The sequence below is a fragment of the Methylopila sp. Yamaguchi genome, assembly GCF_002897035.1.
GTDB lineage: Bacteria > Pseudomonadota > Alphaproteobacteria > Rhizobiales > Methylopilaceae > Methylopila.
This window is the reverse complement of the sequence record NZ_BAUX01000007.1, coordinates 93333-110440: the sequence shown is the minus strand read 5'-3', so window position 1 is coordinate 110440 and position 17108 is coordinate 93333. Positions and strand designations below refer to the sequence as shown.

At 71.4% G+C, this 17108-nt stretch carries 16 protein-coding genes; 3 read left to right on the top strand and 13 right to left on the bottom strand.

The window, feature by feature from the left end:
• Positions 1–144: 144 nt before the first annotated feature.
• Positions 145–999, top strand: coding sequence for a LytTR family DNA-binding domain-containing protein (locus tag METY_RS10010; protein ID WP_160147339.1), 855 nt, complete (start codon positions 145–147; stop codon positions 997–999).
• 9 nt (positions 1000–1008) lie between these two features.
• Here METY_RS10010 and METY_RS10005 read toward each other — a convergent pair whose 3' ends face one another.
• A complete protein-coding gene (locus METY_RS10005) occupies positions 1009–2325 on the bottom strand; it encodes an MFS transporter (protein ID WP_200819649.1) in 1317 nt (438 codons plus the stop codon).
• Between the two features lie 225 nt (positions 2326–2550).
• Between METY_RS10005 and METY_RS10000 the strand changes: the two genes are divergently transcribed.
• Together METY_RS10000 and METY_RS09995 are read left to right on the top strand one after the other, a co-directional pair.
• Positions 2551–5940, top strand: coding sequence for an acyl-[ACP]--phospholipid O-acyltransferase (locus METY_RS10000; protein WP_103121240.1), 3390 nt, complete (start codon positions 2551–2553; stop codon positions 5938–5940).
• The gene (locus METY_RS09995; protein WP_103121239.1) at positions 5937–6512 is read left to right on the top strand and encodes a TetR/AcrR family transcriptional regulator; all 576 of its coding nucleotides are present in this window, start codon (positions 5937–5939) and stop codon (positions 6510–6512) included. The genes METY_RS10000 and METY_RS09995 overlap by 4 nt, the downstream gene beginning before the upstream one ends.
• Positions 6513–6668: 156 nt before the next feature.
• Here METY_RS09995 and METY_RS09990 read toward each other — a convergent pair whose 3' ends face one another.
• The 12 genes from METY_RS09990 to moxJ form a co-directional block, all read right to left on the bottom strand.
• Positions 6669–7685, bottom strand: coding sequence for a TraB/GumN family protein (locus tag METY_RS09990; protein WP_103121238.1), 1017 nt, complete (start codon positions 7683–7685; stop codon positions 6669–6671).
• The gene (locus METY_RS09985) at positions 7682–8647 is read right to left on the bottom strand and encodes a YncE family protein (protein WP_103121237.1); all 966 of its coding nucleotides are present in this window, start codon (positions 8645–8647) and stop codon (positions 7682–7684) included. Before METY_RS09985 ends, METY_RS09990 begins: the two co-directional genes overlap by 4 nt.
• Positions 8644–9177, bottom strand: a complete 534-nt coding sequence (locus METY_RS09980; RefSeq protein ID WP_103121236.1) for an SRPBCC family protein — start codon at positions 9175–9177, stop codon at positions 8644–8646. Before METY_RS09980 ends, METY_RS09985 begins: the two co-directional genes overlap by 4 nt.
• Complete coding sequence (locus METY_RS09975; protein ID WP_103121235.1) at positions 9177–10169, bottom strand: vWA domain-containing protein; 993 nt, start codon at positions 10167–10169, stop codon at positions 9177–9179. Before METY_RS09975 ends, METY_RS09980 begins: the two co-directional genes overlap by 1 nt.
• A complete protein-coding gene (locus tag METY_RS09970) occupies positions 10166–10726 on the bottom strand; it encodes a hypothetical protein (RefSeq protein WP_103121234.1) in 561 nt (186 codons plus the stop codon). Before METY_RS09970 ends, METY_RS09975 begins: the two co-directional genes overlap by 4 nt.
• On the bottom strand, positions 10723–11889 hold the full coding sequence (locus tag METY_RS09965) for a vWA domain-containing protein (RefSeq protein ID WP_244593593.1): 1167 nt from the start codon (positions 11887–11889) through the stop codon (positions 10723–10725). Before METY_RS09965 ends, METY_RS09970 begins: the two co-directional genes overlap by 4 nt.
• Positions 11886–12794 carry a hypothetical protein gene (locus METY_RS09960; RefSeq protein WP_244593592.1) on the bottom strand — a complete coding sequence of 303 codons (909 nt, stop codon included), beginning with the start codon at positions 12792–12794 and terminating at the stop codon, positions 11886–11888. The genes METY_RS09965 and METY_RS09960 overlap by 4 nt, the downstream gene beginning before the upstream one ends.
• Positions 12795–12970: 176 nt before the next feature.
• A complete protein-coding gene (locus METY_RS09955; RefSeq protein ID WP_244593591.1) occupies positions 12971–13849 on the bottom strand; it encodes a DUF58 domain-containing protein in 879 nt (292 codons plus the stop codon).
• The gene (locus METY_RS09950; RefSeq protein ID WP_244593590.1) at positions 13846–14901 is read right to left on the bottom strand and encodes an AAA family ATPase; all 1056 of its coding nucleotides are present in this window, start codon (positions 14899–14901) and stop codon (positions 13846–13848) included. Before METY_RS09950 ends, METY_RS09955 begins: the two co-directional genes overlap by 4 nt.
• A 208-nt stretch (positions 14902–15109) precedes the next feature.
• Positions 15110–15415 carry a methanol dehydrogenase [cytochrome c] subunit gene (locus tag METY_RS09945; protein WP_200819648.1) on the bottom strand — a complete coding sequence of 102 codons (306 nt, stop codon included), beginning with the start codon at positions 15413–15415 and terminating at the stop codon, positions 15110–15112.
• Positions 15416–15524: 109 nt separating this feature from the next.
• Positions 15525–16103: a cytochrome c(L), periplasmic gene (gene moxG / locus METY_RS09940; protein ID WP_200819647.1), complete on the bottom strand. Its 579-nt coding sequence runs from the start codon at positions 16101–16103 to the stop codon at positions 15525–15527.
• 42 nt (positions 16104–16145) lie between these two features.
• The gene (moxJ, locus tag METY_RS09935; protein WP_103121231.1) at positions 16146–16991 is read right to left on the bottom strand and encodes a methanol oxidation system protein MoxJ; all 846 of its coding nucleotides are present in this window, start codon (positions 16989–16991) and stop codon (positions 16146–16148) included.
• Positions 16992–17108: the final 117 nt, after the last annotated feature.

The window sequence follows — 17108 nt, the reverse complement described above, 5'->3', positions numbered from 1 at the left end:
CGACCGGACCGGGCGACCAGAGGGCTATGATCCGGCGTTCGGTGGCGTGCGAGCGTCGTTTCGCCAAAACGCCGATCGCTTCGTGAAGGTGTTGGAAAACCAGACGGGGGCACGTTCACGATGCGTGAATGCGCGACGATTCCGATGGATGACTGGTTGCGGCAGAGGGCGGTCGAGCTCGCCCTCGCGATGGCGTTAGGGGTCGCTTTCGCGGTGATCGGTCCCTTCAGCACCGACGAATCGCCGTTCCTGGCGGCGCTCGGCTACTGGGCGGGCCTGCTGGCTTGCTGGTTCCTGGCGGCGTCGCTCGTGGAGCTGCCGCTCCGCGGACTGCGCGCTTACCGCGAGGGCGGCGTCTGGCGCCGGCGCGCGCTCGTGGCGTGCGCGGCGTCGCTGCCAATGCTTCTGGTCACCGCCCCCGCGACCTCCGCGCTCAGCGGGTTTGAGGCGACGGTCGACGAACTCCTCGACATGTACTGGAAGATCGCGCTGGTCGGTCTCGGCGTGCTGATCCTCGCGGACGGAATCCTGAAGCCGCCCGCGGCGCCCGCCGTCGCGCCGCGCGTGACGGACGGTGAGTGGAGCCCGCTTCCGCAGATCTCGGCGCCGCGGGCCGCGCCCGACGCCTTGTCGATCACCTCCGAAGAGGCGCCGGCGTCCGTTGCTCTGTGGAGCCCGCTGACCGACCGGCTGCCCGCCAATCTCCGGGGGCCGATCGTCTGCCTGGAAATGGAGGACCATTACGTGCGGGTCCACACCACCCGCGGTTCGGCGCTGGTCCTGATGCGTCTGGGCGACGCGATGAAGGAGACGGCGCCCACCGTCGGCGTCCAGTCGCACCGATCATGGTGGGTCGCGGCCGACAGCGTCGAGGGCTTCGAACGCGCGGGCCGCGCCGGGCGGCTCAGGCTCGCGAACGGTCTGGTCGCGCCCGTCTCCCAGCGCCACCTCCGCTCGATCGAGGCGGCGTTCGGAGCCCCCGGCCGTCTGGAGGGCTGAAACGGCGGCTCAGCGCGCGAGCGAGGCGGCGTCGGCGGCGAGCGCGGCCGCGCCGCGGCGGGCGCGCCGGGCGACCGCGATAAGCGCGAGGCCGGTCAGCGCCGCCATCGCCGACAGGTACCAACCGACCGCAGCCAATCCATAGGTCTTGGCGAGGTAGGTCGCGACGTAAGGCGCGGGCGAGGCGCCGAGGATGCCGGCGAGGTTGAAGGTCAGCGAGGCGCCGGTGTAGCGCACGGCCGTCGGGAACAGCTCCGCCAGGGCGGCGCCCAGCGGCCCGTAGGTGCAGCCCATCAGCCCGAGGCCGATCGACAGGAACAGCGTCACCGTCAGCACGTGGCCCTCGGTGAACAGCGGCTCGAAGGCGAAGCCGAACAGGAAGATGGCGACCGTCGCCGCGATCAGCGCGACGTCGCGGCCGACGCGGTCCGCGATCTTGGCCGCGAGGGGGATGGTGAGGGCGAACACCACCATGCCGATCATCTGAAGCGGCAGGAAGGCTCCGCGGGTGAAGTGGAGCTCCGAGGTGCCCCAGCTCAGCGCGAACACGGTCATCAGGTAGAAGATCGTGAAGGTCGCGGTGGCGCCGACCGTGCCGAGGATCAGCGTGCCGGTATGGTTCTTCAGCACCGTCAGCATCGGCACGCGCACGCGCTCATGGCTGTCGAGCGCCTTCTGGAACGCCGGCGTCTCGTGAATCTTGAGCCGCACGTAGAGCCCGACGAACACCAGCAGCGCGCTCGCGACGAAGGGGATGCGCCAGCCGAACGAGAAGAACTGCTCGTCGGTGAGGAACGCGTCGAGCGCGAGGAAGCTCGCGGCCGAGCAGATGAAGCCGATCGGCGCGCCGAGCTGCGGGAACATGCCGTACCAGGCGGCCTTTCCGGGAGGGGCGTTTTCGGTCGCGAGCAGCACCGCGCCGCCCCATTCGCCGCCGAGGCCGAGGCCCTGGCCGAGCCGGCAGACCGCGAGCAGCAGCGGGGCCGCCACGCCGATCGCCGCGTAGGTCGGCAGCAGGCCGATCGCGACGGTGGAGAGGCCCATCAGCATCAGCGCCGCGACGAGCGTCGCCTTGCGGCCGATGCGGTCGCCGAAGTGGCCGAAGATCGCCGCGCCCACGGGCCGCGCGAAGAAGGCGATGGCGAAGGTCGCGAACGACTGCAGCACGGCGGAGGTCGGGTCGCTGGTCGGGAAGAACAGCTTCGGGAACACCAGCACCGCGGCGGTCGCGTAGATGTAGAAGTCGAAGAATTCGATCGTCGTGCCGATCAGGCTCGCGAACAGCACGCGGGCGGGGGAGTTCCTGGGAGCGGGCGACGACGTCACGGGCGGAGGCTTTCGACTTCGGGCGCGCAAGACATCGCGCGCTGGAAACGTGGGATCGTACGGCGAAGGCGCGTCCTTACCGCTCCGGCTCAAGATGCACAATCGTTTCCGGCCGGCGTCTTCGTCAGACGATCGGCGGCCGCCGCGGCGCCGGAGCGTCCCGGCCCTTGACGGCCCCCGAATTGTGAGTGAATGTTTACATACATTCCTTCCTAGGGGCGTCCCATGCTGCTCTCGCTGCTCCGCACCCGCCGCTTCGCGCCGCTGTTCTGGTGCCAGCTGTTCGCTGCGTTCAACGACAACTTCGTAAAGAACGCGCTCGCGATCCTGCTGCTGTTCCATGTCGGCGGCTCGGGCGGGCCGATGCTGGTCACGCTCGCCGGCGCGCTGTTCATCCTGCCGTTCTTCCTCGTCTCGGCCCTCGGCGGCGAGCTTGCGGACCGCTACGACAAGGCGCTGGTCGCCCGGCGCACCAAGCTCGCGGAGATCGTCGTGGCCGCGATCGCGGGCCTCGGCTTCATCCTCGCCTCGACGCCCCTGCTGTTCGTCGCGCTGTTCCTGACGGGCGTGCTCTCCGCCCTGTTCGGGCCGGTGAAGTACGGCGTGCTGCCGGACCACCTGACGCGCGAGGAGTTGGTCTCGGGCAACGCGCTGATCGAGACCGCGACCTTCCTCGCGATCCTCGCCGGCACGGTGGGCGGCGGCGTCATGATCGCCGAGGCGAGCCCCTGGGCGATCGCCGCGACGACGCTCCTGGTCTCCGCCGCGGCCTACGCCTGCGCGACGCTGATCCCGCCGACAGGCGAGCGCGCGCCGGATCTCGCGATCGAGCGCAACGTCTTCAAGAGCACGTTCCGGCTGCTGGGCGAGTTGAAGCGCCAGCCGCGGGCGTGGATCGCCTCGGTCGCGGTCAGCTGGTTCTGGGCGGTGGGCGCGGTCACGCTCGCGCTGATCCCGCCGCTGGTGAAGGACGTGGTGGGCGGCCAGGAGAGCGTCGTCACGCTTTTCCTCGTGCTGTTCACGGTCGGCATCGCCGCGGGCTCTCTGGTCGCGGCGCGCCTCAGCGGCCGGCGCATCCTGCTCGCGCTGACGCCGGTCGCGGGCGTGCTGATCGGTCTCGCCGCGCTCGACCTGTCGCTCGCGACCTTCGGCGCGAGCGCGGCGGACCCCCGGCTCGGCTGGTTCGCCTTCCTCGAGACGCCGGCGAACTGGCGGATCATGGCCGACCTCGTGCTGTTCGCAGCCGCCGGCGGCCTGTTCGTGGTGCCGGCCTTCGCCTTTCTGCAGGCGGAGGCGGGCGAAGAGCGCCGCGCCCGCGTGGTCGCCGCCAACAACGTGCTGAACTCCGCCTTCATCGTGGCGGCCTCGCTGGCAGTGCTCGGCCTTCAGGCCGCGGGACTGACCACCCCGGCGATCCTCGCCGTGCTTGGCGTCGCCAACCTCGCCGCCGCCGTGTTGCTCGGGCGCACGCTGCCCGGCTCGCTGCTGCGCGACGCGGTGCATCTGCTGTTCGGACTGCTGTTCCGCGTGGAGGTCCGGGGCATGGAGAACCTCGAGAAGGCCGGCCCCAAGGCGGTCATCGCGGTGAACCACACCAGCCTGCTCGACGCGCCCATGGTGATGTCGCTCCTGACCGACGATCCGGTCTTCGCGATCGACAGCGGCATCGCCACTCGCTGGTGGGTGCGGCCGCTGCTCAAGATGGTGCGCGCCTTCCCGATGGACCCGACCAAGCCGCTCGCGACCCGCGCGCTGATCAACCTCGTGAAGGAGGGCAACCGGCTGGTGATCTTCCCAGAGGGGCGCATCACCGTCACCGGCTCGCTGATGAAGATCTACGACGGCTCGGCGCTGATCGCCGACAAGGCCGAGGCGCCGGTGATCCCGGTGCGGATCGAAGGCCTCGACCGCTCGCCGGCCTCCTATCTCACCTCGCGGCAGATCCGGAGGCGGCTGTTCCCCAAGGTGGTCGTGACCATTCTTCCGCCCGTCATGCTGGAGGTGGACAAGAACCTCGTCGGCCGCAAACGCCGCCGCGCCGCCGGAGCCGCGCTGACCGACGTGATGGCCAAGACCGCCCTCGACACCACGCCGACGGACCGCACGCTGACGGACGCCGTTGTCGCCGCCGCCCGCGCGGAGGGCTTCGGTCGTCTCGCGGTCGAGGACGCGCTCGGAACGAAGCTCAGCTACCGCAAGCTGCTCGCCGGCGCCGCGGCGCTTGGGGCGAAGCTCGACGCGCAGACGACGTCGAGCGAGGCCGTCGGCGTGCTGCTGCCGAACGCGGCGGGCGTCGCCGTCACGCTGCTCGCCCTGTCGCGCTCCGGCCGGGTGCCGGCCATGCTGAACTATTCGGCCGGCCCCAAGAACCTGGTCTCCGCCTGCGCGGCGGCGCAGGTGAAGCTCGTGCTGACGTCGCGCGCCTTCATCGAGAAGGGACGGCTGCAGAAGGAGGAGGCGGCGCTGGGCGAGGTCGCGCGGCTCGTCTATCTCGAGGACGTCCGATCGACCATCGGCGCGCTCGACCGGCTGAAGGGCCTGCTCGCGAGCGGCAAGGCGCCTGCGGGCGACCCCGGCGCGCCGGCCGCGGTGCTGTTCACCTCGGGCTCCGAGGGGACGCCGAAGGGCGTCGTGCTGACCCACCGCAACCTGCTCTCGAACGTGGCGCAGGTCGCGGCCAGCATCGACTTTGGCCCGGCCGACACCGTGTTCAACGTGCTGCCGGTGTTCCACGCCTTCGGGCTCACGGGCGGCCTGCTTCTGCCGCTAGTCTCGGGCGTCCGCACCTACCTTTACCCCTCGCCGCTGCACTACCGGATCGTACCGGAGATGGTCTACGCGTCGAACGCGACCGTGCTGTTCGGCACCGACACCTTCCTCGCCGGCTACGCCCGCACCGCCCACCCCTACGACTTCCGCTCGCTGCGCTTCGTGGTGGCGGGCGCGGAAGCCGTGAAGCCGGAGACCCGCAAGGTCTGGGGCGAGAAGTTCGGGCTGCGCATCCTCGAGGGCTACGGCGTCACCGAGTGCTCTCCGGTGGTCGCGGTCAACACGCCGATGTTCAACCGCGCCGGGACGGTGGGCCGGCTGCTGCCGGGTATCGAGCACCGGTTGGAGACGGTCCAAGGCGTGACCGAAGGCGGGCGGCTGCACGTGCGTGGGCCGAACGTGATGGCCGGGTATCTCCGCGCCGAAAACCCCGGCGTGCTGGAGCCGCCAGCGGGCGGCTGGCACGACACCGGCGACATCGTCGCGATCGACGCCGACGGCTTCGTGGCGATCAAGGGCCGCGCCAAGCGCTTCGCCAAGATCGCAGGCGAGATGGTCTCGCTCGGCGCCGTGGAGGACGTCGCGCGCGCGCTCTGGCCTGAAGCCACCCACGCCGCCGTCACCGCGCCGGACGCGCGGAAGGGCGAGCGCGTGGTGCTGTTCACGACGCAAGGGGGCGCCGACCGCCGCGCCTTGCAGGCGGCGGTCCGCGAGGCCGGCCTGCCGGACTTGGCGGCGCCGGCCGAGATCCGCGCGCTCGGCAAGCTGCCGCTGCTCGGCTCCGGCAAGACCGACTACGTGGCGGTGAAGGCGCTGGCCGCGGAGCCTGCGGAGGACGCGGCATGAACCGCGCGGCCGACACCCGCGCCCGGATCGAGGCGGCGGCGCTCGCGCTGTTCGCGGAGAAGGGGGTCGACGGGACCTCCACCCGCGACATCGCGAAGGCCGTGGGCGTGACCGAGGGCGCGCTCTACCGCCACTTCGCCTCCAAGGAGGAATTGGCCCGCGCGCTGTTCCTGTCGCGCTACGGCGGTTTCGCGGCGGGCGTCGAGGAGATCCGGGCGCAGGCCCGGCCGTTTCCCGAGACGGCCGCCGCGCTGGTGCGCTTCTTCTACGCGGCCTTCGACGCCGACCCCGACGCCTTCGCCTATGTGCTCGTGACCCAGCACGACCACCTCGGCGGCATGGCCGCGGACGCGCCCGAGAACGTGGTGGCCGCGCTCGCCCGCACGCTCGCCGACGCCATGGCGCGGGGCGAGGTCGCGCAGGGCGAGGTGGCGCTGGTCAGCGCGCTAGCGCTCGGCCTCGTGGTGCAGCCTGCGATCTTCCGGCTCTACAGACGGCTGCCCCAGCCGCCCTCCGCCTACGCCGAGGAGGTGACGCGAGCGGTGTTGGCGGCGGTGGGCGCGCGGATGTGAGCAGCGACGAGGTGGTGCGTGCTTCGAGACGGCCCTTCGAGCCTCCTCAGCATGGGGGGATCTTGGCCGTTGGCCTTCCTGTCTCAAACCTCTTCATGCTGGGGAGCGGCCTCGAAAGCTGCGTCTCGTTTCGCGCACGACGGCTCCAACCGCCCCTCACCAGGCCCGCGTGACCCGGTAGCCGTCGCGGCGGAGACGCTCGACGAGGCCGTCGTCGCCCGCGAGGTGCAGCGCGCCGACCGCCATGAAGGCGCCGCCGGCGGCGAAGGCGGAGCGGGAGCGCTCGTGCATGCGGGCGTTGCGCTCGCCGAGCAGCGCCTCAAGGTAGTCGTACTGGGTGCGCATGCGCGGGCCGCCGAGGTCGGCGTCGCGCACGGCCGCGGCGAGAAAGCCCATGCGGCGGTCGCGGTAGAGATTGACCATGGTCTCGATCCAGTCGGCGAAGCCGGGGCCGAGCCGCGCGGCGTCCACCAGCACCCTCACCGCGAGCGCCTCCGGCACGGCGGCGAGCGTCGCCATCTGCTCATCGACGTCCTCAAGCCCCTCGACCCCAATGCCCTTCGCCCGCGCGGCCTCGACCACCAACTGATCGACGTTCAGCATCCCTTCGTCGATGCGGGCGATCTCGCAGCTCGGGGCGGCGGCGAGCATGGCGAGGAACCACGGCTCCAGCTTCTGCGCGGTGTTTTCCGGGACGCCGCGGGCGGCGAGCAGGTTGATCACGGCGAGGCGGTCGCCTGCCGGCACTCGGAACAGCGCGTCGCCGCCGGGGCGCACCGCCCTCCGCCCGGCGACCTCGCGGGCCATGGCGGCGGCCTGCGGGTCGGCGATCTCGCGGGGCTCGATCAACACGAGGCTCGCCGACGCGAGCGCGGCCGTGACCGGCGCGGCCAGGGGCTTCAGGCGTTCGTCGGAAAGATGGATGGTGCCGAACAGGTGGGACGGCGCGGCGCCCTCCTTTTCCACCCGCCACAGCAGGCCCTCGGCGTCGCGCGTCTTGCGCCCCGCCGCCTCGAAGCGCGCGAAAGCCGCGGGGTCCTCGTCGCGGATCTTTCCGACGAGATCGGTCCCCTGGCAGGCGAGCGGGGCCGCCGCAGCGGCGGCCAGTCCGAAAAGCGACGCGGCGAGCGCCGCGCAGAGCCGCTTCGCGAGGCGCGAAGCGGCGCGCCTCATGGTGCGAGCGCCGCAAGGTAGCGCGGGCCGGCGGGCACGGTCACCCGGCCGAGCTCCTTGGCGGTCGCAAGATTGATCAGGGAGACCGAGTCGTCGAACCAGTTCGCGACCGCCGCGGTCTTCGCGTCCGGCGCGAGCCAGATTCCTTCCGGGTACTGGCCGACTTTGACCTTGGCCCTCACCTCGAAGGTCTTGACGTCGACCAGCGCTACGGCGCCGTCCTGCTGGTTCGTCACGGCCACCTGCGTCCCGTCCGGCGTCGGCGCGACGCCGTAGGGCATGCGGCCGACCGGGACGCGCTTCAGCTCCTGTCCGCTTTCGAGGTCGATCACCGAGAGATCGCCGCTCTGGACGTTCGCCACGTAGAGCCGGCGCTCGTCCGGCGCCAGCGCCAGCGCGAAGGGCGCTCGGCCGACCTTGATCTCGCCGGTCGCGGTCATGGTCTTGAGATCGACGATGCTCACGCTGTCGCTCTCGCGGTTCGCCACATAGGCGCGGGCACCCGACTTGGTCATCACGAGCGCCGCCGGCGACTTGCCGACCTCGACCTCGCCGGTCAAGGCGCCGGTGGCGACGTCGAGCCGGTGGACCCTGTTGCGGCTCCAGTCCGAGACGTAGAGGTGCTCGTCGGTGGCGGCGACGCCGAAGGGCTGGCCCTTCACCTGGAAGATCGAGGTGATCCGCCGGGTGACGGCGTCCAGCAGGGTGACCCGGCCGAGATCGGGATGCGTGACGTAGAGCGAGCGGCCGTCCGGCCCGACGCCGATCGCGGCGGGGGCCTCGCCGATCTTGACCTCCTCGCCCTTCTCGCCGCCCGGCGCCATCGGCAGGAAGGTCACCGTCGCGGCCGTCTGAGAGACGACCGCGAGCACGGGGACGTCCGCCGCGGCGGCTCCCGCGGCCCCGCCCGAGAGAGCGAGCGCGACGGCGGCGGCGCGGAGCAGGGCGCGCGGAGCGATCATCCGCCCGCCTCGACCTTAGCCTTCAGCCCCTCAAGGCCGGTCTTGAAGAAGGCGGTCATGGCGTCGACCGCGGCTTGGTCGTCCTTGCCCTCCGGTGGCTCGTTCGAGGTGTCGGCGCGGTAGAAGCGGCCCTCCCACTTCACCTCGGCGCCGCCGTCCTTCGCCGTCACGATCATCGCGGCGGAGTAGGAGCTCACCGGCAGGGTCTCGCCGGCCTCGCCGGACAGGCGGTAGGAGATGCTCTTCTTGGCCTCGTCGACCTCGTCGAGCCCTTCCACGATCTCGCCGGGCTTGCCCTTGAGCGCGAGCGTGCGCTCGGCGCCGGCGGCGGCGCCCGTGGCCGAGCTCTTCTCGACGCCTGGGTGCCAGGACTGGATCGCGCCGAAGTCCTTCACGAGCGCCCAGACCTTGGCGGGATCGGCCTTCACCGTGACGCTCTGATCGACCTTCTGGGGCGTCGGGCCATGCGCATAGGCGGGCGCCGCCAGAATCAAGGCGAGTGCGGCGACGGCGGTCCTGCGTGACAGCATCAGTTGAAACTCCTGGAGGCATGAGGCGGCGCGCGCCGTCGCCCGAACCGGGCGAGCGGCGGAACGCCGTAGAGCGCGACGAGCGCGAGAAGCGCCGCCGCGGCGGGAAGGGGCGAGAGATCGACGGCGACCGCGACCGGCCGCGGCCGGGCGTTGGCGGCGATCGCCTGGGCCAGCGCGTCGGGCTGGTCGAGCCGGGCGTAGCCGAGCCCGGTCATTCGGCCGAGATCGCGGAGGTAGACCTCCCGCACGGAGGTGAGGTGCTCTTCGCCGGCCGGCATCTCGCCGAAGGGGGCGTTGCGGGCGTTGTAGCCGGGAAGGTTTTCGGCGCCGGTGGGCGGCGGCCCGAGGCGCGAGGCCTGCGGCACGTCCTCCATGGCGTAGAACCCGGTCTCGCGGCCGAAATCGTCGTGCTTCGGGATGGGCACGAGTTCGGTCCCGCCGACGCCGACGAGTAGCCCCTTCACCTTGTCCTTCTCGCCCGCGTATTCGAGCGGCATGTCGGCGCGCATGGGCGGCGCCTCCTGGCCGTCGGTCAGGAACACGATGTCGGCGTTCATCGGCGCCAGCATGTCGAGCGCCGCGAACACGGCGGAGGCCACCCGGCTGTCGCCCTCCCACCCCATGCGCCAATCGAGCCCTGCGATCGCGCCGGCGATGGCGCCGTAGTTCCGGCACACGTCCATGGGCTCGAACAGCAGGAACACCCGCCGCTCGGTGAACACGCCGAGCCCCATCCTGGAGCCGCAGGGCAGCCGCCCGACCGCGGTCGAGAGCCGCGTCTTCACCGCCTCCAGCCGGCTCTGCGGCCGGCCGCTGGCGTCGCGGTAGTCGCGCGCGTTCATGCTGCCGGTGATGTCGACGAAGGCGACCACGTCGTAGGTCGGGCGCTCGGCCTCCGCCTCCGGCTGCAGCGCCGCGACGACGCCGAGCGCGAGCGCGGCGCCGAGCGCGAGCGTGCGCCAGTCCGGCCGCCGGCTCCGCCGCGTCATGGCAGCCCCCGCGGCAGGCCCGGCAGGTCGGTCCAGAGCTTCTTCGGCTGGGCCTTCACCTCTTCCTCCTCGCCGCTCTCGAGCTCGGGGAAGTCGCGCACAAGCCGCATCGCGACGTCGAGGTTGTAACGGGCGTCCCACAGCTCGGCGTCGGCGTGCAGGGCTTCGCGGTAGGCGTCCTTGGCGAGCCGCACCTCCGGGATCGCCTGGTCGATCTTGCTGGCGTCCATGGCGGCGAGCGCCCGGCGCACGCGGGCGTTGCCGACGTCGTAGTGGAACCGCGCCGCAAGCTCCGGCCCGCCGCGCTCGGCGATGCGGCCGGAAAACCCCTGCGCCTCGTCGATCCGGTTGCGGATCAGCAGGTAATGGGCGCGCGCGAAAAGCACGGCGCCGCTGGCGTCGTCCGCCGGCTGGACGTCGTGGTTCTCAGCCAGCGCCTGGATGACCGCCCGCTCCTGCCGGAGTTCATGGAGCCGCCAGCCAGCGACCCCGAGCGCGACCAGCGCCGCGAGCAGAAGGGCAGGGGGGAGCGCGCTCTTGAGCGTTCCGAGCGTCACGACGCCGCCCTCCGAACCGACGTCGCTCCATTCGGGACACGCGCGCCGTCATGCCCGCCCGCGCGGGCATCCACGACTTTTTCCTTCGAGCTCGACGCCGAAGTCGTGGATGCCCGCGAGAAGGCGCGGGCATGACGCAGAGGCGACGTGGCGGTCCGAATGGCCTCCCCCTCCCAGTCCTCCAGTCGGCGCTCGCTGAGCTTGGCGCCGAGCAGCAGCAGCAGCGCGCCGGCGGCGGCCCAGTAGCACAGCCAGTCCAGATCCCGCCGCGGGATGGTCTCGGAATAGAGCGTGGGCCGCTGCTCGAGCTGGTCGATCTCGCGGATGGCGTCGGACACCTCGGCGGCGCTGCGCGCCTCGAACGAGCGGTAGGGCAGGCCGAGCGTCTTGAAGAAGATGTCGAGGTGGCGCTCGGGATAGGTCTGCGGGCTGTCCGGGTCGCCGGGGGGCGGGCGGTCGGTGATGCCGCGCGCGCCCGCGGTGCGCAGGAACAGCCAGTAGAGCCGCATCGGATCGCGGGCGGCGGCGGCGCGCAGCGCGTCCTGCACGCGGCGGTCGATCACCGCCGCGCCGTCGGACACGAGCACGATGGCGCGGGAGGTCTCGGTCGAGGTCTCGTCGAACATCGAGAAGGCGAGCGAGAGGCCGCGGCCGACGTCGGTGTGGGCGAGGCCGGGCCGGTCGATGGCGCCGATCGCGGCGCGCACGGCGTCGTGCTTGTCGGTCATCGGGATCACCAGCATCGGCGCCGTCGAGAAGGCGGCGACGGCGACCCGGTCGGCGGGGCGGCGGGCGGCGAAGTCGGTCAGCAGGCGGCGCGCGGCAACCGACTTTGACTCCTCGGCCCCGTCTGGGCGTCGGTTGGCGAAGGTCGAGTCCATGCTCGACGAGCGGTCGATCAGAAGCACGATGTTGGCGCCGACGCCGGTGCGCTCCACCACATGGTCCCGGCGGTGGAGGCCCGACAGGCCGAGGACGAGCAGCGTGATCGCCAGCGCCCCGAAGGCGACGAGCCCGGCGCCGACCACGCGCGACAGCGTGTCCTCCGGCGCGACCTCGGAGGACGGCACGCCCGACAGCCGCAGCGGCGAAACCAGGAACGGCAGCAGCGCGAGCGGCAGCAGCAGAAGGGCCCAGGGGTGGTCGAAGCCCAGCCCCGTCATGTGGCGCGCTCGGCTTGGGCGAGGTCGCGGGCGAGCCGGGTCAGCTGCTCCGGCGGCAGCGCCGCGGCGGCGTTCGCCCCCTCGCCGAAGAAGGCGCGGCGCGAGGCGTCGAAGAAGGCGGCGATCGCCGCCTCGTGGCGCGCGAAGGCCGGCCGCGTCTTGAGAAAGGCCGCCACGTCGTCGCCGAACAGCCGCTTGCCGGCGGCTGCGTCGAAGGCGCGGTGGAGCGCGAGCGCCGCGGCGCGCCAGCCGGCTTCGCCCGCGCCGGCGGCCTTGCGCACCGCGCGGGCGGCGGTCGCGAAGGGGCGCGCCGGCCTGCGGTGGAAGGGCGGCCACGCCCGGCTCCAGGCGAGCAGCGCCAGCGCAAACAGCGTCGCGCCGCCGGCGAGCCCTGTGAGGATCTGGGCGCGGCGCAAGCTGATGGCATGCGGCTCCGCGTCGGGCCGGAGCCCATACTGCTGTTCGCCCGAAACGCTGGCGATCGGACGGAGCGGCGACGTGAGGTAGCTCCAGCGCCCGGCCTGGACCTCCGCGCGCTTGCCCCCGCCGTCGGCGAAGGCGAGCGTGAAGGGCGGCACCGTCTCCTCCTTCGTCTCCAGCGCGGAGTAGAAGGTCTGGTACTCGGCCGTGATCTGGTAGCGGACGCCGCCGTTGGGCGCGGCCCCGTCCGTGACGTCGATCCTGCGCAGGTCGAGCGAGTAGGAGACCGGGCCGACCTTCGGCAGCGACGACGGGTCGAGCTGGAATCCCGCGTCGACGTCGACGTAGGTCTTGAGCGTGAACACGTCGCCGAGCAGCACGCCGAACGGCCGCGGCCCGAAGGTTTCGGCGCCCCGCACCTGGGCCGCCGCGGCGCCGGTCATGAGGAGGGAGGCGAGAGCGGCGGACCCCGCAAATTCCGTCACCCGGAGGGCTAACGCCCTCCGACCTCTCCCCGCGGGGGAGAGGTGCGCAGCGGCAGCCCCAGAGCGCCCACTGAGATCTTGGCGAAGCCTTGCCTTCGCCTCTGCCCTGCGGGGAGAGGTCGGCCCGCAGGGCCGGGTGAGGGGGGCTCGCCTTTCTGACGTATAGGGCCCGTCCATCACGCGCCCCCCGTCAGCAGGTGGTCGGCGAAGGCGTCAGGGTCGAACCGGTCCACGAGGTCGAAAGCGGGTCGGCCAAAGCGGCGGAAGGACTCGTCGAGCGCCGCGCGGCGGGCGCGTGCGTGGGCGATCCACTTGTCGCGCAACGAAGGGCGCATCACCAGCAGGCGGCGGCGGCCGGTCTCGAGGTCGCGGGTCTCGACCAAGCCGAAACGCGGGGGCGGGGCCTCGACCGCGCTCGAGCGCACCACGACAGGCGCGACGTCGTGGCGCCACAGCGCGCCGAGCAAGTCCTCGATCTCGGCCTGCGGCATGAGGAAATCCGAAACCACGAACACCAGCGCGCGCCGTTGCGGCAGCTCCTCGACCGCAGCGCGCAGCCCGCCGGAGCCCCGGCCCGCGCCGGGCTCCGCGCTCAGCCGCCGCCAGAGCTCGTCCGGCACGCCGCGCCGGGCGGTGGCCCGGACGCCAAGTTCCGCGCGGGGCTCGGGCCCTGCGGCGATCAGCCCGAAGCGGTCATGGCTGCGGATCGCGGCGTGGGCGATCGCGGCGCAGAGGTCGGCCACGGGATCCTCGCCCTCGCCGTCGCGGCGAAAGGACATGGAGCCGGAGAGGTCGAGCGCCACGAACACGTCGATGCGGGCGCGGTGTTCGAAGCGGCGCACCTTGAGGCCGCCGAACGGATCGAGCAGCGAGGCGCGCATGTCGATGCGCCGGGCGTCGGGCTGCTCCAGCAAGGAGGCGTGGCGCAGGAAGGCGCCGTTCGCGCCTTGGCCCACCGCCTTGTGGCCGCCCGGCGAGACGCCCCGCGCGCGGCCGAACAGCCGGTACGGCAGATCGAACCGTGGAGGTCCGTCGCGGGCCGGCGCTGGGCTCATGGCGCCGGCGTCCGTTCGAACACCTGCGCGCAGAGGGCCGCGACGATGCGGTCGCGCCGCGCCTCGTAGATCGGATCGAGGAAGATGCGGTGCGCCATGACGGGGTTGAACACCGCCCGCACGTCCTCCGGCAGCACCATAGCGCGGCCTTCGAGCCAGGCGCGCACCCGTGCCGCGCGCACCAGCGCGCCGACGCCACGCGGGCTGCCGCCGCCCTGGATCAACCGCGCCATGTCGACGCCGTCGATCGCGATCCCGACGCTCAACGGCGCGCGGATCGCGTCCCACAGCGCCAGAACGTAGGTCTCCAGCGTCGGGCTGGTGGTGATCGTTTCCTGGATCGCGCGCCCGGCCTCGCCGAGCCCGCGGTGGTCGAGCACGCCTTCCTTGAGGCTCCCGATCAGCCGGTCGACGTCGTGGAAGCGCGGATCGAACACCAGTTCGCGCCGGGTCTCGACGTCCGTCGGCGTCTCGACGCCGATCTCCATAAGGAAGCGGTCGCGCGCCGCGGCGGGCAGCTCGAAGGTCTCCTCCTTCTCCACCCGGTTGCGGTCGGCGAAGACCTGCAGGTGGGGGAAGGACCACTCATTGCCGAAGGCGGTGACGCTGCGCTCGGCCATCAGCCGCAGCAGCAGCGAGTGCACCTGCGGGCGGGCGCGGTTGATCTCGTTGAAGAAGAACACGGCGAGGTTCTCGCCGTGGTGCAGCACCGGGCCGGGCTCCACGCGCGGCTTGCCGGCGTCGTCCACGAAGGCGGTGTAGAGCATGTCGGTCGGCATCAGGTCGACCGTTCCCTCGATCCGCTCGAACGGGCCGCCGAGAGCGCGGGCGACGGCCCGCAGAATAGTGGTCTTGCCGACGCCGACGTCGCCCTCGAGCAACACGTGGCCGCGGGCGAAGATCGCGATGGTCAGCAGGCGCACCACATGCGGCTGGCCGACGACCGCGCGGCCGACCTCCGCCTCGAAGGCGAGGGCCTGTTCGCGCCAGCGCTCAAGCGAAGCGGCGCCGGCGGGTTCGTTGCGGATGCCGGCGATCGAGGGGTGCGCCATGCGGGTCGGACCTTACGGGTTCGCGTCCGGGAAAAGGCGGCCGCCGCGCGGGAAGAAGCCTTTCAAGACCTCGCCCCGCCGCCGGCGGCCGTCAGGTTTGTCGTCATCCCGAAGGGGCGGCCGGAGAGACCCGCCCCGACGACGAGAGGGAGCGGTCCGAACGCGCTCGAACCGCACGGGATTGGCGTCGATCAGACGTTCCGGCTGGTTAGTTGCCGATCTTGGAGACGTCGTATTCGAACTTGCCGGTCTTCGCGAAGTTGTCGGCGCGCTTCTTGTTGCGCTCCTCCATCGCCTGGATCGAAGCCGACTGCTTGTTGACTTCCTTCGGGTCGTGCTTGGGGTCGTACTTTGAGCCCTTGATCTCGTTCTTCGCCGGATAGCCGGGCTTCGGCTCCCAGCACACGCCGGGCTCCTTGCAGTTGGTCCCGTCGTAGGCGAGCGCCGGAACGGCGAGCGCGGCTGAGGCGATGGCGGCGGCGACGGCGACCCGTCCGAGAGCGGCGATCTTCATGAGCTGATCCTCCTTGAGGTGTTGCAGGCAGTTTTTCCAACCGAGGGGCGGCCCGCTTATGGCCGCGTGCGCGCCCCGTCCCGCGCCGGCCCGCCGGCGGAGATCTCTGTCATTCGCTGGGCTTGCAGGCCTCGGGCGTCTTCGCCGGGTCCGGCTTGGGCGCGTGCGAATGGCCGTCGTAGGGCTTGAAGTTCGCCTTCTCGGCGTCGTCCAGCCATTTCGCGTCCTCGGGGCCGTCCTTGTAGAGGTGGCGCACCCAGGACATGATCTGGAGCATCTGGTCCGGGTTCACCGCGCCGTACATCGGTCCCATCTGGCCGGACGCGCCGCCGAAGATGGTCTCGAACAGTCCCTTGTCGGTGTTGTTGTCCGGATAGGTCCAGTAGTTGTCGTTGAGGCCGGGCCCGATCTTGCCCTCGGCCACATGGCCATGGCAGCCCGAGCACATGCTGAGGAACAGCTGCTCGCCGTTGGCGAGGCAGTTCGGTTCCTTGTTGTAGGGATTCTTGCCGGTCTCGAGGAACTGCTTGAACGCCTCGGTGTCGCGCCCCTCCGGGCCGGCGTCGTCGAGGTTCAGCGGTTCGCCGGTCACGGTGTTGTGCAGCTCGATGGCGGCTTGGGCGCCCAGCGCGCCGAAGCCCAGCGCGGCGACGGCGAGCCCCGCCATCAGCAGGTTGCGTTTGATCATTAGAAACTCACTCACCTTTTGAAGTCGGCGATCGACGTCGCCTCAGCCGTTGGGCTGGAGCGAGGGAACGCCCTCGTCGTTCAGGACGGCGTCGATCTCGGGCTTCGCCTTGTCGATCGCGGCGTTGAGCTCCTTGAGGAGCCCCGCGTCGTCCTTGCGGACGCCGATCGCTTGGTCGAAGTGCAGGGGAATCTTGAGCCCGTCCGAGCGCTTGAAGTCGTCCCGGATCATGGTCATGCGCAGCGGCTTCGACGACGCCTTGACGTAGCGCGCCACGTCGGAGGCGAAGGCGATGGCGACGTCCGCGTCGCCGTTCACCACCTCGTTCACCAGCTTGTCGGCCGGGACCTGGGTGTAGCGGTTCCGCTTGTCCTCGAAGTTCACCAGCGAGAGATTGTACGAGAGGTTGTCCTCGTACTTGCCCGCCTGCTTCACGATGAGCTCGCCGGGGGTGGAGAACCGGACCGCGAAGGTCTTGTATTCGGGCTTCGCCGCGTCCTCCCAGCTCGAGCCGATCTCCGGCTTGTCGGCGGGAGTGACGAACACGTAGCCGGTGCGGAAGTAGGGCTTGGTGGCGAGCACCCGCTCGTCCTCGGAATCGACGCCGAACACCACGTCGCAGGCGTTCTTGTCGAGGAGGTCACGCACCAGATAGATAGCCGGCTTGTCGGACCAGACGAACTGCGCCTCGCGGCCCATGGCTTTGGCCAGCACGATGGCGATCTTGTTCTCGAAACCTTGGGCCTTGGCGATCGAGTAGGGGGCCTCGACGCTCGACGCGCAGATGCGGAGCGGAGGCTCGGCGGCGGACGCCGCGGAAACGGGGGCGAAAAGGGCGGCTGCGGACAACAGCGCGGCGCGGGCCTGTCCGGCGAAGCGGTGGTTCATGATCGTCTCTCCCAGCGGCCGGGACGGTGTTGTCCTCCGGCCGTGCGGGCCGGGGCGTCCTCTTTGAGCCGTCGATCGTGCGGTGGAAGGTCTTGGCGGCGTCCGCCGGCGGAACGT